Origin of the sequence: Shewanella putrefaciens, assembly GCF_016406325.1 — a bacterium.
Taxonomy (GTDB): Bacteria; Pseudomonadota; Gammaproteobacteria; order Enterobacterales; family Shewanellaceae; genus Shewanella; species Shewanella putrefaciens.
On sequence record NZ_CP066370.1, the window covers coordinates 3,617,567 to 3,640,157 of the forward strand.

23 protein-coding genes are annotated in these 22,591 nt (G+C 42.8%); 12 read left to right on the forward strand and 11 right to left on the reverse strand.

Features of this window, described 5'->3' with window-relative positions:
* Positions 1-57: 57 nt before the first annotated feature.
* On the reverse strand, positions 58-807 hold the full coding sequence (locus JEZ96_RS16115; RefSeq protein WP_025007523.1) for a ferredoxin--NADP reductase: 750 nt from the start codon (positions 805-807) through the stop codon (positions 58-60).
* 169 nt (positions 808-976) lie between these two features.
* Positions 977-1,582 carry a DUF5610 domain-containing protein gene (locus tag JEZ96_RS16120; RefSeq protein ID WP_014611332.1) on the reverse strand — a complete coding sequence of 202 codons (606 nt, stop codon included), beginning with the start codon at positions 1,580-1,582 and terminating at the stop codon, positions 977-979.
* A 195-nt stretch (positions 1,583-1,777) separates the two neighbouring features.
* Here JEZ96_RS16120 and JEZ96_RS16125 point away from each other — a divergent pair, with 195 nt between their 5' ends.
* The 3 genes from JEZ96_RS16125 (at position 1,778) to JEZ96_RS19560 (ending at position 4,244) form a co-directional block, all read left to right on the forward strand.
* On the forward strand, positions 1,778-2,383 hold the full coding sequence (locus JEZ96_RS16125) for a histidine phosphatase family protein (RefSeq protein ID WP_025007522.1): 606 nt from the start codon (positions 1,778-1,780) through the stop codon (positions 2,381-2,383).
* Positions 2,384-2,394: 11 nt separating this feature from the next.
* Positions 2,395-3,885 (forward strand): FMN-binding glutamate synthase family protein, encoded by a 1,491-nt coding sequence (locus JEZ96_RS16130; RefSeq protein ID WP_128090243.1) that lies wholly within the window; start codon positions 2,395-2,397, stop codon positions 3,883-3,885.
* Between the two features lie 149 nt (positions 3,886-4,034).
* The gene (locus JEZ96_RS19560) at positions 4,035-4,244 is read left to right on the forward strand and encodes a hypothetical protein (RefSeq protein ID WP_011788088.1); all 210 of its coding nucleotides are present in this window, start codon (positions 4,035-4,037) and stop codon (positions 4,242-4,244) included.
* Between the two features lie 43 nt (positions 4,245-4,287).
* Here the strand turns inward: JEZ96_RS19560 and JEZ96_RS16135 are convergent, their stop codons facing one another.
* Both JEZ96_RS16135 and JEZ96_RS16140 read right to left on the reverse strand, forming a co-directional pair.
* Positions 4,288-4,545, reverse strand: a complete 258-nt coding sequence (locus tag JEZ96_RS16135; protein WP_011788087.1) for a hypothetical protein — start codon at positions 4,543-4,545, stop codon at positions 4,288-4,290.
* A 79-nt stretch (positions 4,546-4,624) separates the two neighbouring features.
* Positions 4,625-6,421: an ABCB family ABC transporter ATP-binding protein/permease gene (locus JEZ96_RS16140; protein WP_014611335.1), complete on the reverse strand. Its 1,797-nt coding sequence runs from the start codon at positions 6,419-6,421 to the stop codon at positions 4,625-4,627.
* Between the two features lie 446 nt (positions 6,422-6,867).
* Here JEZ96_RS16140 and JEZ96_RS16145 point away from each other — a divergent pair, with 446 nt between their 5' ends.
* On the forward strand, positions 6,868-7,047 hold the full coding sequence (locus tag JEZ96_RS16145; protein WP_011788085.1) for a hypothetical protein: 180 nt from the start codon (positions 6,868-6,870) through the stop codon (positions 7,045-7,047).
* Positions 7,048-7,094: 47 nt separating this feature from the next.
* On the opposite strand, the gene aroG is transcribed toward JEZ96_RS16145, so the two are convergent.
* The 5 genes from aroG to JEZ96_RS16170 form a co-directional block, all read right to left on the reverse strand.
* The gene (gene aroG / locus JEZ96_RS16150; RefSeq protein ID WP_061783124.1) at positions 7,095-8,150 is read right to left on the reverse strand and encodes a 3-deoxy-7-phosphoheptulonate synthase AroG; all 1,056 of its coding nucleotides are present in this window, start codon (positions 8,148-8,150) and stop codon (positions 7,095-7,097) included.
* A 289-nt stretch (positions 8,151-8,439) separates the two neighbouring features.
* Positions 8,440-9,627: a tetratricopeptide repeat protein gene (locus JEZ96_RS16155; RefSeq protein ID WP_061783125.1), complete on the reverse strand. Its 1,188-nt coding sequence runs from the start codon at positions 9,625-9,627 to the stop codon at positions 8,440-8,442.
* Positions 9,628-9,789: 162 nt separating this feature from the next.
* On the reverse strand, positions 9,790-10,128 hold the full coding sequence (locus JEZ96_RS16160) for a hypothetical protein (protein WP_128090242.1): 339 nt from the start codon (positions 10,126-10,128) through the stop codon (positions 9,790-9,792).
* Between the two features lie 154 nt (positions 10,129-10,282).
* Entirely contained in the window at positions 10,283-11,533 is a 1,251-nt protein-coding gene (locus JEZ96_RS16165) for an ammonium transporter (protein ID WP_011788082.1), read from the reverse strand.
* Positions 11,534-11,543: 10 nt separating this feature from the next.
* Positions 11,544-11,882, reverse strand: a complete 339-nt coding sequence (locus tag JEZ96_RS16170; RefSeq protein WP_011788081.1) for a P-II family nitrogen regulator — start codon at positions 11,880-11,882, stop codon at positions 11,544-11,546.
* A 296-nt stretch (positions 11,883-12,178) separates the two neighbouring features.
* Between JEZ96_RS16170 and JEZ96_RS16175 the strand changes: the two genes are divergently transcribed.
* The 3 genes from JEZ96_RS16175 (at position 12,179) to JEZ96_RS16185 (ending at position 14,556) form a co-directional block, all read left to right on the forward strand.
* Positions 12,179-12,721, forward strand: a complete 543-nt coding sequence (locus JEZ96_RS16175; protein WP_011919962.1) for a hydrolase — start codon at positions 12,179-12,181, stop codon at positions 12,719-12,721.
* Between the two features lie 165 nt (positions 12,722-12,886).
* The gene (locus JEZ96_RS16180) at positions 12,887-13,138 is read left to right on the forward strand and encodes a DUF2999 family protein (protein WP_014611337.1); all 252 of its coding nucleotides are present in this window, start codon (positions 12,887-12,889) and stop codon (positions 13,136-13,138) included.
* Positions 13,139-13,329: 191 nt separating this feature from the next.
* A complete protein-coding gene (locus JEZ96_RS16185) occupies positions 13,330-14,556 on the forward strand; it encodes a GGDEF domain-containing protein (RefSeq protein ID WP_332874915.1) in 1,227 nt (408 codons plus the stop codon).
* On the opposite strand, the gene JEZ96_RS16190 is transcribed toward JEZ96_RS16185, so the two are convergent.
* Positions 14,553-15,146 (reverse strand): FxsA family protein, encoded by a 594-nt coding sequence (locus JEZ96_RS16190; protein ID WP_128090241.1) that lies wholly within the window; start codon positions 15,144-15,146, stop codon positions 14,553-14,555. The two genes, JEZ96_RS16185 and JEZ96_RS16190, sit on opposite strands and share 4 nt — an antisense overlap.
* Positions 15,147-15,398: 252 nt before the next feature.
* Between JEZ96_RS16190 and cutA the strand changes: the two genes are divergently transcribed.
* From cutA to JEZ96_RS16215, 5 genes are all read left to right on the forward strand, one after another.
* A complete protein-coding gene (gene cutA / locus JEZ96_RS16195) occupies positions 15,399-15,722 on the forward strand; it encodes a divalent-cation tolerance protein CutA (RefSeq protein WP_011788076.1) in 324 nt (107 codons plus the stop codon).
* Positions 15,719-17,533 (forward strand): protein-disulfide reductase DsbD, encoded by a 1,815-nt coding sequence (locus tag JEZ96_RS16200; protein ID WP_025007519.1) that lies wholly within the window; start codon positions 15,719-15,721, stop codon positions 17,531-17,533. The genes cutA and JEZ96_RS16200 overlap by 4 nt, the downstream gene beginning before the upstream one ends.
* Positions 17,534-17,726: 193 nt before the next feature.
* The gene (locus JEZ96_RS16205; RefSeq protein WP_011788074.1) at positions 17,727-19,370 is read left to right on the forward strand and encodes a cation:proton antiporter family protein; all 1,644 of its coding nucleotides are present in this window, start codon (positions 17,727-17,729) and stop codon (positions 19,368-19,370) included.
* A 248-nt stretch (positions 19,371-19,618) separates the two neighbouring features.
* A complete protein-coding gene (gene galK, locus JEZ96_RS16210) occupies positions 19,619-20,764 on the forward strand; it encodes a galactokinase (protein ID WP_011919968.1) in 1,146 nt (381 codons plus the stop codon).
* Positions 20,765-20,792: 28 nt separating this feature from the next.
* Positions 20,793-21,827, forward strand: coding sequence for an aldose epimerase family protein (locus JEZ96_RS16215; RefSeq protein ID WP_025007518.1), 1,035 nt, complete (start codon positions 20,793-20,795; stop codon positions 21,825-21,827).
* A gap of 116 nt (positions 21,828-21,943) precedes the next feature.
* Here the strand turns inward: JEZ96_RS16215 and JEZ96_RS16220 are convergent, their stop codons facing one another.
* On the reverse strand, positions 21,944-22,348 hold the full coding sequence (locus JEZ96_RS16220; RefSeq protein ID WP_011788071.1) for a hypothetical protein: 405 nt from the start codon (positions 22,346-22,348) through the stop codon (positions 21,944-21,946).
* Positions 22,349-22,591: the final 243 nt, after the last annotated feature.

Consider the following 22,591-nt stretch of genomic DNA (forward strand, 5'->3'; position numbering starts at 1 on the left):
AAAACACTTTTAATACTAGTTAAATTAGTATGTTGAGGCCGCTTGTGAATAGCGACATTACCAGTATTTTTCAACGGTAATTTGTCCAGGCGCACGGCGTAAATTCTTAGTAAGACCTTTATCAAGTAGAACAGACTGAGCACCGCTAATCATGCCAGGATTACCACAGATCATCACCTGAGAATCGTTCATACTCAAGGTTAACCCTACTTGATGCTCTATTTCTCCTGAAGCTAAACCTTCTGGAATGCGACATTGCAATGCACCATCCACAGCTTCGCGAGTCACGCATAAGCACAGAATAAATTGGTTTGGATACTGCTGTTCATAGCTGCGTAATTTGTCAAGATACGCTAAATCTTTTGCCTCTCTCACCCCGTACACAAGCACAATCTTTTCAAAACGCTGCCAAGGTTCCGCGGTATCCAACATCGAAAGAAATGGGCCAACCGCAGTTCCTGTCGCTAAAAACCATAAATGCTTTCCTTGACCCTCCCCCTTAGGAATTTCATCTAAGGTCATAAAACCCGTTGCTGTCGAGCTAATATCAATCTCATCGCCTATGGTTAAGTGTTGTAATTGAGGCGATAACTGTCCTTCTTCTACCGCGACCGCAAGTACTTCTGCATAGGGTTTATCGGGCGAGTTTACGAGCGAGTATGCTCTAGCGACACGTTTTTCGTCTTGTACTTGGCTAAGTTTAATAAACTGACCGGGAATAAATGGTGTCAGTGCTGCAGCAATGCGCAGTGAGAATAATTTATCATTCCAATCAATACGTTCAATAATTCTTCCTCTAATCCACATAAGCCATCCTCAAGTAAAATCTTGAACAGATCTCTAGCATATACCCAAGTTACCTCAAGATGCGAATTTCAGGAATAGGGAGATTTAAACAACACTATGATTCGCTGTTAATAAAAAATCCCTTGTAATAAAGGGGTTTAGGGTAAGTTAAATGCAAAAGCTATTGGCATTATGTGGCAGCAGTCTGACTGTTATCGTTTTTCTTATTAAAGCTATCTCTAAAAGCTTGTAAACCCTCTTGTACCAGAGAATAAGTTTTATCAACGCCATCAGCAATATCGCCTTGCAGCACTTTAAGACCTGATAAAATCTCTCTTGCATCCTTAAAACCACTATCTATAGCGCCACCAATAATGGTCATAAAACTATCGAGCTGTTCATCGAAACTCATTCTTGAGTTCTGCTGCTGGTGGATACTAAAAAACTGCGTTGCAAAGCTAACAATGCGATCGGCCGTCGCCTCTGGCGAAGTGTCAACGCCATTGTCATAAGCCGTTTGAATGGCATTCTCACCCATGCTCGGTGCTAACTCTTTGTTTATCGCCTCGATTGCTGCGCGATAGAGTAAGACCATAGACTTATCACCAGCCTTGATATTCACATCCTGCTGTGCGGATAAAATGGCCTGATTCATCAGATTCTTACTTGTCTGTTGTGCCGTGAGCTTAGAGGGGGCTGTTGCCGCTTTAGATTCACTCGCCTCGTTATCTTTAGGGACATTTTTATGGGGCAAAGATGTGCTCTGCTGAGTCGGAGCGGATTTATTGATTTCCATGGTAGCTATCCATTCAATTCGGGTCGACCTAATTATCGACCAAAATTTGAACAACTTTAGTAATTTTTAAAATTACACTATTATCAAGCCGTAACGCTATGATAAAACCAATATAAATTGGTGGTTATTTTTAAAAGTACCTATTCAACCAATCACTAAAATGCTTATCTAAATCGATAAAAAGGATGTAATGCAATGGCAGCATGTCATGACATCAATCAGTTTAATTTTCAAGTAGTAGTGAGTTTGACAAATCGTCGTTTCATCCCTTATCTGTCACCCATTAAGCTATTAACTGGTTTTTTGTTATTGCTCTGCTTTGCTGCGTCTTCCATAAATCAAGCCGTAGCAGATACGAGATTGATCGTCCTAGTAAGACATGCTGAAAAGATTAACCTGCAGATTGATGATCCCCAGTTATCTCCTCAAGGAGAAATGCGAGCCGTAGCCCTTATTACTGCCTTAAATCGTACACCACTATTTCAACTTATTGCCACGCAGTATCAACGCACGCAACAAACGCTGTCTCCCATGAGTAAAGTACGTCATTTACCCGTAACTATAGTGCCTGCTCAAAAACCTATCGAAGAGCATATTCAACAAATCGTTGAACAAGTCTATGCGGTAAAGGGGAATTCATTAATTGTCGGGCACTCCAATACTATCCCTCTTATTATCAAGGCATTGGGTGGACCCGAGATCAACGCCATCAATGAAGATGATTACAGCCAACTTTTTTTGCTTTCCATCGGTGATAGTCAAGCTGCAAGTCTAATTGCGACACGTTATGGACAAGAATAAAGGATCACAAAATGAGTGAACAACATTGGTTTATGTGGGGGCTAGATCTGTTTTCTGGATTATTTTTAATCCTAATAGGATTCGGTGTACTTGCCCTTTTCTACATGTATATCATCGATAAGATGCAAACAAAACAAGCCATCAGACACAACTATCCCGTGATAGGCCGTTTTAGATACTTATTTGAAAAGCAAGGAGAATTTTTTAGACAATACTTCTTTGCCCAAGATAGAGAAGAACTGCCTTTTAACCGTGCTGAACGAAGCTGGGTATACCGCGCCGCGAAGAATGTGGATAGAACAATTGCCTTTGGTTCGACTCGCCCCTTGGATAATGCTGGCACAATTATGTTTATGAACACAGCCTTCCCTACCCAAGATGAAGATATCACGCCAATTTACCCTGTCACTATCGGCCCTCACTGCAGAGAACCATATACCACTCAAGCCATTTGCCATATTTCAGCGATGAGTTATGATGCCCTCTCACGACCCGCAATTACCGCACTATCACACGGAGCTGCACTCGCGGGTTGTTGGTTAAACACCGGTGAAGGTGGTCTAAGTCCCTATCACCTAAAGGGTGGCTGTGATCTTGTTTTTCAAATCGGTACAGCAAAATATGGCGTACGTAATGAACATGGTCACTTAGACGATGCAAAACTCAAATCCATTGCCGCCCATCCAGAAGTTAAAATGTTTGAAATCAAAATGAGCCAAGGAGCAAAGCCTGGTAAAGGCGGCATACTGCCGGGCATAAAAGTCACCGAAGAAATTGCCCATATTCGCGGTATTCCTCAAGGATTGGATTCCATTAGCCCCAATGGTCATATCGAATTTAAATCCGTGGGCGATATTTTGGACATGATCGCCAGAGTGCGTGAGGTAACAGGTAAACCCACAGGAATTAAAGCCGTACTCGGTGATGTTCAATGGCTGGAAGACTTTTGTAATGAAATTGAGCGCCGAGGTGAAGATTCCGCCCCTGATTTTTTTACCTTAGACAGTGCTGACGGGGGAACTGGTGCAGCACCACAGTCTTTGATGGACTATGTAGGTTTACCGCTTAAAGAAAGTTTGCCGATATTAGTTGATATTTTGATCCAACGGGGTTTGCGGAAACGAGTAAAAATTATCGCATCCGGTAAATTGATCGTGCCGTCAAAAGTCGCTTGGGCATTAGCACTAGGTGCCGATTTTATTGCCTCTGCTCGCGGTAATATGTTCGCCCTTGGATGCATTCAAGCTTTACAATGTAACAAAGATACCTGTCCAACAGGAATAACGACTCACAATAAAAAGCTACAACAAGGCCTAAACCCAAGGGATAAATCTACGCGTGTCGCCAACTATAACCGCAACCTACATCACGACCTTGGTTTGATTGCTCACTCCTGCGGCGTGAAAGAACCAAGGCAGCTTAAACCTTCCCACGTTAGGATAGTGCTAGACAGTGGTCTGTCTGTTTCCCTTGATAAATACTATTCCCACATGGATCAGTAAGAAAAGTCGCCAAAATTTCATGCTTATACAACTTTCGACTACACTAGGTAAGTGGAGTATATTTGAATGCGTATCACAAAAGGGGTAAGATCCGTGAGGTATGGCATAATTAAAATGCTAAATCGGCATCACACAATTGAGGAAACACTTTGAAATCAAGCTTTGGAAGCCAACTGCCCGCCAGTAAAACTGTAAGCACGAGCTGTAAGAGCTGTAATCGCTTGACCGAAATCGAAGGCGAGCTTGTGTGTTTTCGTGAAGGGCAGATTATTAGACTCACCCTTATAGATGAATCGACAACTAAATTAAATTTGTTATGCGAAGGCTGGAAAGGGGGAAAACTGAAGGGAATGTTGTAAATCGTTTCCCTATCTTCCCCTGCAGTTGTATCAACAGCGATATCTAATGCATCCCTATTGATTCTCTATGAGAGATGTTCATATCTCGGATCACGCCGACGAGAGGTATTTCTTCATTCATTTTGGCCAGCGTAAGACGTCTTGTCGTGACTTTTAGCCCTGCACTGAGTTCTGCATGAATACGTTGTAGTGAATCATAATCCACACCACGTTTTTTTAAGGTCGCCATAATTGCAAACCAATCAGTGGCGACTTTCTCTTCTTTGCCTTCAATATTGACTCTAAGTGAAATATTCTCCATGCCACACCTCTACCGATTGATTGATGGCTCTTGAGTATAGAGATCTGAAGCTGAATAAAGACTGAACTGTATTGTGCAATTAAACATCCACAGGGGCTTGTGATTGCTCATTTTGTATTCGCCACAATTTCGCGTATAACCCTCCCATATCCAGCAAAGAAGCATGATTACCTTGCTCAACTATCTTACCTTGGCTCAATACAACAATTTGATCGGCATCCACAATTGTCGAAAGTCTATGGGCAACCACTAAGCTAGTATGCCCTTTAGCCACCTCACGTAGCGCCGATAAAATAGCCTGCTCAGAACGACTGTCCAGTGATGAGGTTGCCTCATCAAACACTAGCACCGGCGATCCCTTAAGAATGGCTCTGGCGATAGCGACTCGTTGCTTTTCTCCGCCAGATAACTTTAAGCCGCGTTCACCCACTTTAGTATCCCAACCTTGGGAAAGTGAAGCGATAAACTGTTCTAAGTGTGCGAGTTTAATGGCATTTCGGACTTCATCATCACTCGCGCCAGGGCGACCATAACGAATATTCTCAACTAAGGAATCGTTAAAAAGTACAGTGTCCTGCGGTACAATCGCGATCGCACGCCGTAGTGCATCTTGAGTCAAATGACGAATATCTTGACCATCGATCTTAATCGCGCCTTGATCTACATCATAGAAACGAAAAAGGAGTTTAATCAGTGTCGATTTACCTGCTCCACTATCACCAACAACCGCAACTTTTTTACCCGCAGCGACCTTAAAACTCACATCCCGCAGAATAGGTCTATCATCATAGCTAAAGTTGACGTTCTCAAAACAAAGCTCACCTTTTGATGGCTGAAAATCGAGGGCATTTGGTGAGTCGATGATCTTAGGATATTTATCAAGCAGGCTAAACATACGTTCAATATTAGCTAAGGCACCCCGGATTTCACGATAAACAAAACCGAGAAAATTTAATGGCATAAAGAGTTGCATCATAAACGCGTTAATTAATACAAAATCACCCAATGTCATTTCGCCATAGGTGACACGATAAGCCGCTAGCGCCATCATGGCCGTCATCGCTAATGCAATAATTAAAGCCTGCCCTCCATTTAGGGCAAAGAGCGATAAACGGTTTTTTCGCTTCGCCACTTCCCATTGGTCCAGAGCTTGATCATATCGCTCAGACTCATATTTCTCATTATTGAAGTACTTTACAGTTTCGTAGTTCAGTAAACTGTCTATAGCCCTTGTGTTGGATAGCGAATCAGCTTTCGCTGCATCACGCACATATTCCGTGCGCCATTCAGTCGCAATAACGGAAAAAAGGATATAAGCCAGTACAGAGAAAAAAGTAATTGATGCAAAGGCGACACCGTAATTAAAGAAGAAAATACCAATCACCATGGCAATTTCGAGTAAGGTTGGCACGATATTGAATACCATAAAGCGCATTAAAAAACTCACACCACTCGTGCCGCGCTCAATATCCCGTGATAAGCCCCCCGTTCTTCGCTCTAAGTGAAAATCTAAATCTAGCCGATGCAAATGATCAAATACCGCTAACCCCAAACGTCGGATAGCTCGTTCAGTGACTCGACCAAATAGCGTATCGCGTATTTCCCCAGTAATAACAGTCAATAAACGCACCGCACCGTAAGCAAGCACTAGGCCAACAGGAACACTTAATGCCTGTATTGTTTTATCGTCATCTAAAGTATCGACTAACTGTTTAAGGATAAATGGTAATGCGACACTGGCCAGTTTTGCGACGACAAGACAAGACATAGCCAAGGTAATACGACCTTTATATTCAAGCAAATAGGGCCAAAGTAACTTGAGGACATGCCAGTTTAGCTTATCTATTGGACCTTCAAAATATGATGTTGGACGCATATGACTTAACCTTAAATGAGTTAGGCCAATTGTAACAGCAGATATCAACATTGGGTGAAATCAAACCGACAAAGCTTGAACAAAATCAATCAGATTTATCTGACAGACAATCAGAATTGGGGCTGATAGACTCGTTAATCGTAATGTCATTCCTACGACTTATAAGAGACATACCATGTAAAAATATATCAACAGCACCCATGAACACATTTAACTCACAAACAATAAACTTATCGATATACAACCCCCTAAAATAAGCGTTATTAGTGAGATTTATAGTGTTGATTATTTTTCAAGATTTACCCAAAATGCCATTGGGGTTGGTGATGAAAAGCCACAAAATTTGCTAATCTCAAGACGCTAGATAGAGCGGTATAAGCGCAACTGACTTATATCTGGCGGTAATATTAAGATAACTCAATTAAATCAAGATCAAAGGAAGCTTTATGTTGGATTCCGCTAAAGTTCAATACCCGCCATTACCACTGATCCAAACTTGGGTGTGGATGATGATAGAATCAGGCAATCCAGAAATTCAGGACAAAGGTCGAAACAACCTGATTGCCGCCTTTGGTAGCTTAGCCAAAGCAAACGAATATTTAGCCGAAATAAGCAATAAATCATAAAAATAAAGGCGCTGAAAAGCGCCTTTATTTTGCTTACTGACCGACTTTTAGGCCTTGCGACGCTCAATCACACTTTGGGCTAATACAGCCAACAAACGCTCAGTGTCATCCCAACCAATACAGGCATCGGTAATGCTTTGGCCGTAGCATAAATCTTGCCCATCAACGAGATCCTGACGCCCTTCCACTAAATGACTCTCGACCATAACGCCAAAAATAGCTTTATTGCCTGCGGCAACTTGGTCAGCCACATCTTGAGCGACTACCATTTGGCGCTGATACTGTTTACTACTATTAGCATGACTAAAGTCGATCATCACATTATCGGGTAATTTGGCTTTTTGTAGCTGCTCACTTATCTGTGCGACATGGGGCGCACTGTAGTTAGGTTCGCGTCCACCACGCAAAATAATATGGCAATCGGGATTCCCCTTAGTTGACACAATCGCAGAATGACCAAACTTGGTGACAGAAAGAAAATGGTGTGGTGCATTTGCAGCACCAATCGCATCAATAGCGACTTTAATCGTACCATCAGTGCCATTTTTAAACCCGACAGGACACGAAAGCCCCGATGCCAACTCTCGATGTACCTGTGACTCAGTTGTACGCGCACCAATGGCTCCCCAACACATTAAGTCGGCCATATATTGTGGCGTGATCATATCAAGGAACTCTCCCGCCGTTGGCATACCACTATCATTTAAATCCACTAATAATTTTCGGGCGGTACGCAGTCCATCATTCAGTTTAAAACTGTTATCCATATAAGGATCGTTGATCAACCCCTTCCAACCCACAGTCGTTCTTGGCTTTTCAAAATACACTCGCATCACAATCTCAAGTTGATCTTTATAATGCTCGCGCAGAGAAACAAGACGCTGACCATATTCCAATGCGGCTTTAGGATCATGGATAGAGCAAGGGCCGATTACCACTAAAAGGCGATCATCATTTTTCGCTAAAATATGGTGAATACTTTGACGGGCATTAAATACAGTGGCAGAGGCTTTTTCGGAAGCAGGAAATCGTTCAAGAATCGCAATGGGAGGAAGTAATTCTTTGATTTCTTTAATGCGAACGTCATCGTTTTGGTAATGCATAATTTACTGCTCCAACTCTGGTGTCTTAGGCTATTTCTATCGCTGCAATACGGGATCTCAACGGCAATACTGAGTTCAATTTATCCAGTCTGAAGCGCTAATGCAACCAAGTTGTTTCTATTTCAAAAAATCAAATATAACTTATTGTTTTAATATATTTTTAAAAACTATAAATTCAAATATGCAGCAGAAATCACAGTCATTCTTAGTAAAATCGAATACAGCCGTGGATCTGCATTTGAGATGGGCTTAGGTATCAACTATCCTCCGCAGCTATTTAGGTCGGCCGTTAATGATGTTTCATTGCTTCAAGTTTAGCTTGATAACGATATCTTTCAGTAGCACTACGGCTGAGTACCATGGCTCTTTCCATATTGAGCTGAGCACGTTTTTTATCCCCTAAAGCCCAATAGGTTTGCGAGATACCGAAGAAAAACTCATGGCGATAATCGGCCCGCTCAAGCGCCCTTTGATACCAGCTCAATGCTTGGTTATATTGTTTTTCATCAAATGCTTGTTGTGCCATATCATAGTAATAATAGGGATTACGGATACGGGAAAGTTCGAGCACTTTATGGATCTTAGCCCATTCATCTAATCGACCTTGATCCCCTAAAATCACCGCTAGATTATAGAGTGTTGTCATATTTTGCGCATCGAACCTTAACGCGTACCGATATACCTGCTCTGCACGCTTCTCATCCCCTTTATGGCGATAAATAACGGCTAAGGTATTGAGCGCCGGAATAAACTGCCCCGCCTTTACACCTGCTTTTACCAAGGCATAGGCACGATCTAAGTTACCATTGACTAGAGATTCCGCAGCCATGTTATTGTAAAACATAGTGATCAATGTTTGCCGACTGATTTGTGTCTTGGCATAGCCTCGTAGGGCACGCTCCGGCATAAAATCAACGAGAATGGCATGGGATGACATATAAACCGTATGCCTAGTACCAGAGGGCAACAAACGTAAATTAACGTGACCATTAATTAAATAGAAATCCCCCTGCTTATCCCACATAGGCTCAATGGCGATATCTTGAAATTCGGTTTCAATATTCAAAATATCCGCTAAGGCAGAGGTCATGACAACAAGTGACATACAATTACCGGCCCTTTGGAGATAAGTTTCATATGCCACTTGCGTCAAGTTATCTTGATAACGAAAATTGCTCTCAGCCCCAGTTTGATTTGCACTGATGTACCTTACTAACCATTCGTTTGCAGCAATAGCACTATTTAAAGATAAAGCATTTCTATCATAGGTACGTTTAATATCACTGACGACTTCAGGGGGTAAATAGAAAATATCCTTAATTGAGGGAATGTCAGTCACAGGGGTAAAGAGTGAGTCTGCAAACAAAGACTCTACCTCATCCGTCTTAGGCGTAGTCACAGTCGTACAGGCACATAATTGGACAAGTGCAACGCCTAAAAAAGCAGTTAAATAGACAGCTCGGAATAGTTTCGACATACGTCCTCCCACACCATTAGCGCTTATTTGAGCTTATAACAAATGGCAGAAAAACGTTATAAAATGGTTACAAAAAATGAATTCGGCTCAAGCCCTAAATAAGAATACTCCCCTAATTCATTGTGAAAGATAACCATTTTTAGCATGGTGAAGTTAAAACCCTTATCCTCTAGGGGGATCAACTTTTATATATAATTCCCTTTGCTGATACTGATAGGGTCGATATGTACTCTCACCACAGGAAAAATGGCGATAGGGTTTTGTCATCAACACACAGCCAATAGGCAGAGCCTGTAAAATTTGGATCTGCTCCTGTCGACGAAGCGATTCTTGCCACTCAAAGTCTTTAAGCACTTGATCGCGGACAGCAAAAGCGTCGAAAGGCTCACTCGAACGGGTAACAGCCACTTCCCCAGCCACTACAGGCATAGCCAACAATATATTAATGGCGATAAGACTTAGTAAGCCAGAACGCCGCACAGTATTTGCAATCAAGTTCATCGGTCACTCCTTAATTTGCAACAAGATGCTTTTCTTCAATTCTACATGCTAGAGCGCAAGATCCACTGAAATAACCCCATAAAAAAGCAGAGCACTAAGCTCTGCTTTACTATCCCCTGATCCTGTTATGGCATCAAGTCATATCAGTGAGTTTTTAGCTGGCATTTTTTACTGTCACAAACTCAGGATAAGCGTCGATACCGCAATCGGAAGCATCCATACCGTTATATTCTTCCTCCTCAGAAACTCGAATACCCATAGTCATTTTGATAATAGACCATACGACAAATGAGGAACAAAATACCCAAGCAAAGATAATCGCAGCACCAGTTAGCTGTGCCGTAATGGTTGCATCAGCATTCGATAAAGGTACGCACATCAGACCAAGAAAACCTGCCACACCATGAACTGAAATAGCCCCGACAGGATCATCAATCTTAACGCGATCTAATCCGACAATGGAGAACACCACTACACCACCAGCAACCAAGCCAATGACGCCCGCCATTAAAAATGAAGGAGATAAAGGATCGGCAGTGATTGCGACTAAACCCGCTAGAATACCGTTTAAAATCATTGTTAAGTCTGCTTTCCCCCAAATCATTTTACATACAATAAGGGCAGAAATAGCGCCAAATGCCGCGGCAGTATTGGTATTCATAAACACTTTTGCCACTGAACTTGCGTTTTCAGCATCAGACACCATAAGTTGAGAGCCACCATTAAACCCAAACCACCCCATCCACAGAATAAACATACCTAAGGTTGCCATGGGTAAGTTAGAACCAGGAATGGGATTGACTTGACCATTAGGGCCGTATTTGCCTTTACGAGCGCCGAGTAAGAGCACCCCAGCAATTGCAGCTGCAGCGCCAGTCATATGCACTATGCCACTACCTGCAAAATCAACAAAACCGAGTTTGGCAATAAATCCTTGGCCCCATGTCCAATACCCTTCAATAGGATAAATCACCCCAGTCATGACGATGGCGAAACAAAGAAACGCCCATAACTTCATGCGTTCAGCCACTGCACCTGAAACGATTGACATCGCCGTAGCCACAAACACCACTTGGAAGAAAAAGTCAGACTCTAACGCATGGCTTGCATCAGCAGATTGTGAACCGATTAAAGTGCCGATGGAGGGTATCCAACCGCCCTCGGTATTATCGACATACATAATGTTGTAGCCGACTAAGAGGTACATCACACAGGCAATTGCATAAAGAACCACGTTTTTAGTTAAAATTTCAGTAGTATTTTTTGAGCGTACTAAGCCCGCTTCTAGCATGGCAAACCCCGCAGCCATCCACATGACCAAAGCACCTGAGATTAAAAAGTAAAAGGTATCAAGTGCAAAGCGCAGTTCTGTGACTGTAACGCCTAATTTTGTTAATTCTTCCATTATCAGCCCCTTATAGCGCTTCAGAGTCGAGTTCACCCGTACGGATACGGATAGCATGTTCTAAGTCAACGACGAAAATTTTACCGTCGCCAATTTTTCCCGTATGAGCTGCTGTGGTAATAGCCTCTATCAGCATGTCGAGATTTTCAGCCTTTGTGGCAATTTCTAATTTTACTTTCGGCAAAAAATCTACTTGATATTCAGCACCACGGTACAACTCTGTGTGCCCTTTCTGACGGCCAAAACCTTTAACTTCGGTCACCGTCATACCTTCAATACCAATTGCGGCGATAGCTTCACGAACATCATCCAACTTAAATGGCTTGATGATAGCGCTGACTAGTTTCATCCTGACCTCCAAAAAACACGATTGTTATTAACTTGTATCAAAGGTAATTCAATCATCAGGCCAATAATTTAATATATTGATTTATAATATATTTAATACAAACAGACCTTATGTTGCGCTTAAAAATGCACCACATTTGTGCATAACACTTAGCAACGCACTCTTTTAGTGATCTGTTTAAGTGCAGAACTATTCGACCTTATGCCTATTGGTAACCGTGGGGAATTAGGGTTTACTGATACAGCGTGATATGAAAAAAAACGCCGTCATAAACTAAAATGCAAAAGGAAGGCACAATGTTAAAACCCGAAGAATGTGTGCTTGTCATCGTGGATGTGCAGGGAAAACTCGCTCAGATTATGCAAGGTAGTGAACAACTCCACCAGCAACTCCAAACCTTAATTCAAGGCGCGCAGTTGTTTGAAATCCCCATTTTATGGCTAGAGCAACTCCCTGATAAACTCGGCGCAACTAGCCCAGAATTACAAACATTGCTTGAAAAAACCAACATGCCTATCGCCAAAGCACATTTTAGCGGTTGGCGCTGTGATGAATTTAAGCAAGCGTTAATTCAAACTGAACGTAAACAAATCATCTTGGCAGGGATAGAAACCCATGTGTGTGTTTATCAAACCTGCTGTGATTTACTAGCGAACCAATATTTGGTGCACTTAGTCGCAGATGCTGTCTCATCACGAAGTGAGACTAACAAGCAACTCGGTATACAAATGATGACGAATAAAGGCGCGCTACTCACCAATGTGGAATCATTGCTATTTGAGTTACAACACCAAGCCCAAGGTGAACGCTTTAAGGCACTATTAAAGCTGATTAAATAACCTACTGGACCATTTATTAACATGGGATAATTTGCAGGATTTTATAGGTCACTTTCCTTCATCTATATTTACTGTATGTTATCCCCTCGCCCTCCCTTCACACTCACCAAGCAGTTTGTGATAACATCAGAGCCTATTTCGTATTGACATCAGCAAGGTAATACAATGAATCCCATTATTGCCATTTTAAAAGAGCACAATATCAGCGACGCCAAAATTAATGAGCTATTCCAAACCTTAACAGAAAATCCGTTTGCTGCCATGGCAACGATTGGTCAGTTGGGGATCCCACCTGAAAAATTACAGCAGCTTATGGCGCTGGTAATGCAAAAGCCTGCGTTGATCAAAGAGGCAGTACTGGAGCTCGGTTTAGACTTCGCCAAAGTGGAAGCTGCAAAGGCGCAATTTCAGCAATAACCCTCTACCTTTAAATACAACACCGCAAGAACAAGTGAAGTAAGGATTATGCTCATGCCAACTATCGGCACCGAAAATATACTGCTGAATGGCTTGCCCTAGTCAACAACCTCTCCAGATCTGATGCAGGGCAACTAGAGCACCTTATTCATCAAAATCAACATGCCCTTAGCGATACTTTTTATCAAGCGATGATGCAAGACAGTTCAGCATCTGAATTCTTGTCTAATGATTTAGTACAAAAACGCTTAAAAGCATCAATGCAACAATGGTTGACGGATATGTTTCAAAGTCAGACGACCGAGCATATTCAAGCACTCGTTGCACAACAGATAAAAATTGGTGAAATTCACGCCCGAATTGGTGTACCAGTACACTTAGTACTCAATGGCGCTCGCTACCTAAAAACAAGAATCACCCAGTTAACCAGTCACGCACTTGCATCCCATACAAGTATCTTGATTGATTTGGCAATGGAGATAATGAGCCAAGCGTATTCTAACTCACATGAGCGAAATTCCCGCTCAGAGGAAGCCTATCGCTTACATGCTATTGCACAAAATATTGCCCATGAAAAAGATAAACAACGTGCCGCGTTCCTAGATTGGGAAAACAAAGTCATGTTTGATTGCGCAAGTGGTGTTGATGCAGCGCTACTTCAGCCATTATATTCTTCTGAGTTTGGTTTATGGTTTCGCCATAAAGCAGAGCACGCTTTTGCGGGCGCGGAGGAGATAACACTGATTAATGACGGTATTAACCATATTGATAATGTGTTGCTACCTCTTTTAGCATTACCCTCCTTACAAGCCGATACCAAAAAGCTCCAATGCCTTCGTGAATTGCGCGAGCAATCTAAATCTATCCGTTACTATCTTGATCTTTTATTTGAGCAAAATCGAGAGGTTGAATCTGGTCGTGATGTTCTTACGCGGTTGTTAAACAGAAAATTTCTCCCCGCAGTGATGACGAAAGAAGTCAGCTATAGTCGGCGTAATAAAAGTCAATTTGCGATACTTGCTATTGATATTGACCATTTTAAAACCGTAAATGATTCCTATGGACATGAAGGCGGTGACCTTGTATTGCAACATCTGGCGGCATTACTGAGTAATACAGGTCGAGGTGGAGATTATTTATTTCGCCTCGGTGGAGAGGAATTTCTAATGTTGTTAGTCGATATAAACGCCAGAGAAGCGGCTCTCTCGGCTGAAAATATCCGACGCAAAGTTGAGCGTGAAACCTTTTTACTGCCACACAATCAACAACTACAAATTACAGTCAGTATTGGTTTAGCAATGTATGATGGGCATCCAGACTATCAACGATGTTTACGGGCTGCTGACGATGCGCTATTTGCCGCTAAGCGCGCTGGCCGTAACTGTATTATCACCGCGAAAGACAAAGCTGACAGCTAAATCTTAGGATCCTTTGGATCTATGTCTTTATCTGAAACTTGGTGGATCATTGGCTTTGGCTCGAGAGGATCCTCTTTATGCTCAAAATCGCCCTCGTAGGTATTTCCCTGAGCGGGTTTATCCTGTTCAAAAGGCGAGTGTCCAAATGGGTTAGATCCCGGGTCTTGTGTATGCTGACTAAATGGCCCTTCACCAAAACCGCCCTTCATTCCACCATGCAATCCCGCAACCACGCGTAACTGCATACGTTTAAAGACCAAAGCAGCAATAGGGCGACGAGTTAACGGCGTTAAAAGCAATAAGCCAATAAAATCCGTTACAAATCCGGGTATAACCAACAACACACCCGCCATCGCTAGCATCATGCCTTCGACAATTTCTTGCCCAGGTGCTTCGCCCCTTGTGAGCTTTTGTTGCACTTGCATTAAAGTACTGATCCCTTGGCTGCGCACCAGTGATACCCCAAGTATCGCGGTAAAGAGAACTAAGCCAATGGTGGTCCACGTTCCTAACACTTCACCAACACGCATTAGCACCGATAGCTCAACCACAGGGATCAGCACAAAAAGTAAAAATAGAATGAATAACATACCGACCTCAGTTTTATCTCACTATCCGTTTTTATCCGATTATCCGTTTTTATCTCACTATCACTGTAAACTAAATGGGGGTTGTCCGGTCTTAAATCAAGTCATCAATACGAGCATAGTCCACATCGGAATGTAATTTAGCTCACCCTTTTGTTAACGCGTTAATGTATGAGACCATGAAAACACGTAAAGTAGCTTACCCCAACGGGCTTAAGTGAAGTTTAAGATTGTTAAGGGACGATACCCCATACCATGCAAGATCAATATTTAGTGGTGAGCACTACCTGCCCAGATGAGTCACTGGCCAACACCTTAGCATGCGCCTTAATCGAGTCGCGTATTGCCGCGTGTGTGCATATATCGGCGCCAATTCGTTCTATATATTCGTGGGAGGGGAAAATCTGTGAAGAGCAAGAAATTAGCTTACACATTAAATGTTTACAAAATCGTTATGCCGAGTTAGAACAACTTGTGCTAACACTCCACCCTTACCAAGTACCTGAAATAATTGCCGTACCTGTGACTCACGGGCTACCAGCTTACTTAGATTGGATAAAAGATAACACGCAGCCATGAAAAAACTACTTAGCCTTATCTTCACCTCTTTATTGCTCCTCGCTCCGCTAACCTATAGCGAGGGCGTTTTAGCAAACACCTTTGGTTTTTTAAAAAGTGAACCAGAACTAATGCCCGTCGATAAGGCATTTGTTTTCGATTACAAGCAGGAAGGGAATCAAGTCAAACTCAATTGGGTTATCGCCGACGGTTACTATATGTACCGCGATAAACTGGTATTCTCCGTCAATGGTGCCGAATTAGGCACCATCGCCTTACCCCAGGGTAAACCCCATACCGATGAATATTTTGGCGAACAAGAAGTCTATTACACCTATGTAGATATTCCTGTTGGCCTAAAGCAAGCCGATGAAAATAGTACACTCACTGTTACCTTTATGGGATGTGCCGAAGGCAAACTATGTTATCCGCCCACAAAGCGCGAAGTGTCCCTTAAAGCCGTAGCTGCCAACGACGGTATTCTAGCCAATGGTGACGCGACAAAGACTCAAGCAGTCAGTCCAGATAAAACCACCCAACCTATCACTCAACAAGACACCCTAAGCCAAATGCTATCCAACGACAGCTTAATTTGGACCTTAGTGATCTTTTTTGGCTTAGGTATTGGTTTAGCACTGACGCCCTGCGTCTTTCCTATGTACCCCATTTTGTCTGGCATTATTGTCGGCCAAGGACAAAAACTCTCAACGGCAAAAGCTTTTACCTTGTCCATGGCCTATGTACAAGGTATGGCAATTACTTACTCACTTCTGGGCTTAGTTGTCGCTTCAGCCGGGATGAAGTATCAGGCCGCACTCCAACATCCTGCTGTGTTAGTTGTATTGGCTATCCTGTTCTTTGTTCTTAGCTTATCGATGTTTGGCCTTTATGATTTAAAACTGCCATCACGCTGGCAGGAAAAAATGAACTCGGTATCAAACAGTCAAAAGGGTGGCAACTTAGTTGGCGTATTTTTGATGGGAGTGATTTCGGGTCTAGTGGCATCTCCTTGTACAACGGCTCCACTGTCGGGTGCATTAGTCTATGTGGCGCAAACGGGTGATTTACTCCAAGGCTTCTTAGCGCTTTACGTACTCAGCATGGGAATGGGCGTGCCTTTATTGATCATTGGCACCTCTGGCGGTAAATTGCTGCCGCGCGCTGGAGCATGGATGAATATCATTAAAACCGTGTTTGGTTTCCTTCTCATAGCAGTGTCCATTGTGATGCTTGGCCGTATTTGGACTGGCGTCATTTCCGATGTGCTTTGGTCACTTTGGGGCATTAGTTTCACTGGCTACTTGATGCACCAAAACAAACTGAGCACCTTTAACTGGAAACAGACTGTCCGTTCAATACTGTTAATGCTGACTCTCCTCGCTAGCTTCTCCTATGGTTTTCAATCAGTAATGAGGCATTTTGGTTTTAGCCATCATCCTGTGGGCGTCGCGGTGACGTCCGAAGAATCCCATGGCTTCAAACGCATTAAGTCAGTAGAAGATCTAGATCGCGAAATCACGGCGGCAGTGGCCGAAGGCAAACCTGTGATGTTAGATCTTTATGCTGATTGGTGCGTTGCCTGTAAAGAATTTGAAGCCATAACCTTTAAGGATGCAGAAGTCTTAAATCGCATGAATAAAATAGTGTTATTGCAAGCCGATGTGACTAAAACGGATGCTGTGGATGTCGCTCTTTTAGAAAAATACAATGTGCTCGGTTTACCAACTCTGTTGATGTTTAACGAGCAGGGCGCGCAAAGGGAAGATTTACGCGTGACAGGCTTTATGGGGCCTAAAGACTTTGCGGCCCATTTAGATCACCTAGTAAAATAAATGTAACACCTTATAGAACATAATGTTAAGCAAAGCCCCAAGATAAAATTATGGTAGTTTGGGTTTAAACACTGCTTTGACACAACCACAAAGAAAAGCGGACTTTTTTAATTAAAAGTCCGCTTTTTTATCGCTCTGTCATCGATTTCTTATACAATTCATTCTTATTGTGGACTTTTTAAATTGGAGCATTATGGAACCGGCTATCCTTGTCATCACACTCGTCTGCGGCATGCTCGTCAGCAGGATAGGACTCCCACCTCTCATCGGCTATTTAGTGGCGGGCTTTGTCCTGTTTGTTTTAGGCATAGAAAAAGAAAGTCTGCCACTACTGCAAGAACTCGCAAACCTCGGGGTTACCCTATTGCTCTTTGCTATTGGCTTAAAACTGGATATTCGGAGTCTATTCAAAGCTGAGGTTTGGGCGGGTTCGAGCATACACTTAATACTATCAATGCTAATATTTGTGCCCATTCTTAAAATCTTAGGCCTTATCGGCTTAAGTCAACTGACTAGCCTTAATATTGAGCAACTTACCCTACTTGCTTTTGCCTTAAGTTTTTCAAGCACCGTATTTGCCGTAAAAGTATTGGAGGATAAGGGGGATATACAATCTCTCTATGGTCGTGTTGCCATTGGTATCCTGATTATGCAGGATATTTTCGCCGTACTGTTTTTAACCATTTCCAAGGGAGATGTACCTTCGGTCTGGGCTTTTGCATTACTCTTATTACCGCTGGCTAAGCCGCTTATTTACAAAGCCTTTGATCGTGTAGGACACGGTGAACTATTAGTGCTTTTCGGACTGGTGATGGCACTTGTGGTCGGTGCTTGGTTATTTGAAGTCGTGGGCTTAAAACCTGACTTAGGCGCCTTAATTATCGGGATCCTACTCGCTGGGCATAAAAAATCCTCTGAACTCGCAAAATCCTTATTCTATTTTAAAGAACTTTTTCTTGTCGCCTTCTTCTTAACCATTGGGCTCAATGGCTTACCTTCGGTATCCGATATCGTGCTCGCCGCCCTTTTAGTACTATTAGTCCCGTTAAAAATTCTATTATTTGTCTATATTCTTACCCGCTTTAAGCTACGCTCGCGTACCTCAATGTTAGGCTCCTTTAATCTAGGTAATTTCAGTGAGTTCGGCTTAATTGTCGCCGCGGTGGCCACCAGCAAAGGCTGGTTACCTTCGCAGTGGTTAGTCATTATTGCAGTGGCTTTAAGTTTTAGTTTCTTACTCGCAGCTCCACTCAATGCGACTGTCGGCAATATCTATCAGAGATTCCAACAGCGGTTGGTTAGATTTGAAAAACAGCCATTACACCCAGAAGATAGACCAATCGCCATTGGCAATCCCCGTTTCTTAATTCTAGGAATGGGTCGTATTGGTAGCGGTGCCTACGATGAGCTACGTAACAAATTTGAGGGTGAAATCCTTGGTATCGAACATAAGCAAGAATTGGTGGATTTACACAGAGCCAACGGCCGCAATGTGGTCAAGGGCGATGCATCAGATACCGACTTTTGGGAAAAACTCGACCATGCACCCAATCTCGAACTCGTACTGCTCGCCATGCCACACCATGCAGGAAATATGTTTGCAGTTGAACAACTCAAAAAACTCGATTATCAAGGCAAAATCAGTGCGATAGTTCAGTACAGTGATGATGCCGATGCACTAAGGGCATCCGGTGTGCACAGTGTTTATAACTTGTACGAAGCCGCTGGTGCAGGTTTTGTCGACCATGTTATCCATGAATTACTGCAAGCCTCTGATAAAACAACACTCGAAGAGCAAGAAGCATTAAAGCCAAGTACATTAAACAATGTGAGTTAACAAAGCATTAGATAGGCTCAGAGGAATACCACTGAGCCTATCGCACTTGTAATTTACTATTCTTTACAAATCAAATGGCTACATCACTTATATAAGATGATTAACTTGTACTCAAGAAGACTATCGATTTTCTCTTTTCTCTCCATCGCAATAACGATACAAAATCTCAGTTACATAGCCGACTCAGTCGTGATATAAATCGAAGACAAGAACGAAATTAGCTCAGCTTTTTTGGAAGTTTTCACAGCATGTCAAACCCTGCGCAGCGCGCCACTAAGTTATTTGTCCAAACCTTTGGCACTAAAGCCGATGATTTATATCAAGCCCCAGGCCGAGTCAATTTGATCGGCGAATATACTGATTACAACGATGGTTTTGTATTACCAGCAGCCATTAATTTTCATACCGTTATTGCGGTTAAGCGTCGTGAAGATACCAAGTTTCGCGCCGTTACCGATGCCTTTCCTGGACAACTCAAAGAGTGGACCTTCGGCCAAGAGGGGCATATTGATCCGGCTGATGGCTGGGTGAATTATCTAAAAGGACTCACAGCGGCCATGGCTCACACAGGCCTATTAGCAAAAGGACTGGATTTAGCCATAGTGGGTGATGTTCCTTTAGCTGCTGGTTTATCTTCTTCAGGGGCGCTTGTGGTTGCTTTTGGCACCGCAATCAGTGATAGCAGCCAACTACACTTATCCCCCATGGCAGTCGCGCAATTAGCCCAGCGTGGTGAGCATAGATATGTTAAATCGGCCTGCAGCATTATGGACCATATGATCAGTGCCATGGGTGAGCAGGACCACGCTTTACTGATCGACTGTTTGGATCTCGACAGTGAAGCCATTTCGATCCCCGAAAATTTAAGCCTTATCATCATAGATGCTCATATTGAAAAACAGCGTTTAGCGGCCACCAATCAACAACGCCGCGATGAGTGTGCCCAAGCTGCTGAATATTTTGGTTTAGATGCATTGCGCCACTTGGATTTACGTCAGTTAGAAAGTGCTAAAGATAAATTAACTGACACTCTATATCGCCGCGCCAAACATGTAGTGACCGAGAATAAACGCACTCAGAGTGCTGCGCGTGCTCTCGAACAAAATAATATCACTAAATTTAGCCAGTTAATGGCGCAATCCCATGCCTCACTCAGGGATGATTTTGAAGTGACCTTGCCCGAATTTGACACCTTAGTTGACATTGTTGGCCAAGTGATAGGAGTACGTGGCGGCATACGTATGACAGATGGTTGTGTCGTGGCTTTAGTGGATCATGAACTTACCGATGAGGTCGTTGCGGCTGTAGAGCATGATTTTTTCGAGAAAACAGGGATCGATGCCACAGTCTATTTATGTTCTGCAAGTGCTGGAGCGGGTCGTATCGATAACTAGTTGCTAACAAAATACAGAAGGAAGCGAAATGGTACGTTTCAGTGTATTAGAACCTTGGACGGATCCCCGCGGTGGCGAAATCGAACGAGTACGGATAGACAATGGAACTCTTGCATTAGAAGTTATCAGCTTAGGCGGTATTATTCGCTCACTTTGGACACCCGATAAACATGGGGAACGTGGCAATATTGTACTTGGTTGCGATAGCGTCGAAGATTACCTCACCCAAAATGCCCATCTTGGTGCCATTACAGGCCGTTTTGCTAATCGCATTGCTAATGGCAAAATGCACTATCGAGGGCAAAATTATCAACTGGATATCAATCAAGCGACGAACTGTTTACACGGAGGACGTGAAGGTTTTAATCGCAAAGTCTGGCAATTAGGTACACTCCCCGATGGAGTACGCTTAACACTAGTTAGCCCCGATGGTGACATGGGGTTTCCTGGTAATTGTACTGTGCAATTAGACTATCGCTTAGCAGCTAATAACCTCTATGTCGAAATGTTAGCCTCTGTAGATAAGCCTTGCCCCGTTAGTTTGACTCAACACAGTTACTTCAATCTTGATGGCTCGGATACTAACCACAACCACTTTATGCAAGTGGATGCCGAGCGTTATCTGACCATAAATGGTGTCAGCATTCCTACTGGAATCGCGAGCGTTGAAAACTCTATCTTCGACTTACGTCAAGCCGTACGTCTCGGTGATAAACTGCATTCAGCCGAACTCGCTAGTACCCATGGCTACGATCACTGTTATTTGATGAATAATTCCGAAGGTTCCCTTGCACGCTTTGGTTGTTTAAGCAGCCCCGTGAGCGGCCGCGCTATGACAGTATTTACCAATCAACCGAGTGTCCAACTTTACTGTTCCAATTTTTTAAAAGGGACGTTAGGCCGTCATCAACAGGTTTTCAATCAACACCATGGCGTATGTATAGAACCTCAAATGCCGCCTGACTCACCAAACCAACCCCATTTATATGGTGATAATGTCTGGTTAGTACCGGGGGAAATTTACCACCATATTAGTCGCTATCAGTTTGATACTTATGCCTAATAATAAAGATTGTGGATTTAGAAAAGCAGATTGGAAAAAATATAAAAGGTAGGGATAAGGAATAAAATAATGGCTATTTTATTCCTTACAGCATTTGGCTCTAGGCCAACACTGTGTTAATCATCAAAATCATCGCCCCAGTCATCATCAAAATCTGCACCGATAGCATCGGTTTCAATTTCAGGCTCAACTTCAGGCTTCGCCTTACGTACAGGAGCGGTCTCTTTGACATTATTAAGATCAATACGAGCTTGATGTTTGCTCATAAATTGAGATCTAGCCGCTTTCCATGCTCCACCAAACTTAGCCTCAGCAGCTTTTAACGCAGCCTCATCTAAGTCATATAGGTTCACTTTAACAATATCTTCCACGTACTCAACAATGGCGTCACGCTCTGTATTGTATAGGTAGATTCGTCCAGGAGAGGCGTCTGGCAGTTGGTTGTCATGGACGACAATCGCATTGCCTTTCGATGTTCTCAGCTCACCATACCAAACTTGTTTCTTTGCTGTGTTATACATATATGCCAATACCCTTAAATCAACACATACACCATGAGTTTTTTAGTCTGAATAAGCGAAGTGTCGCTTGCTTTGATCCACAAATAGCGCCGGATTGTCTCTGACGTTTTCAAGTGGGTATTTTTACAGAATATTTCCGATAATCAATGCCTCATACCATGAAATTTTCACTTATTACGCATTAATTTCAGCCAAAGTCCCCAAAAAGTTGCGGCACTAACGACTTTAGTCGAAAAAACCATC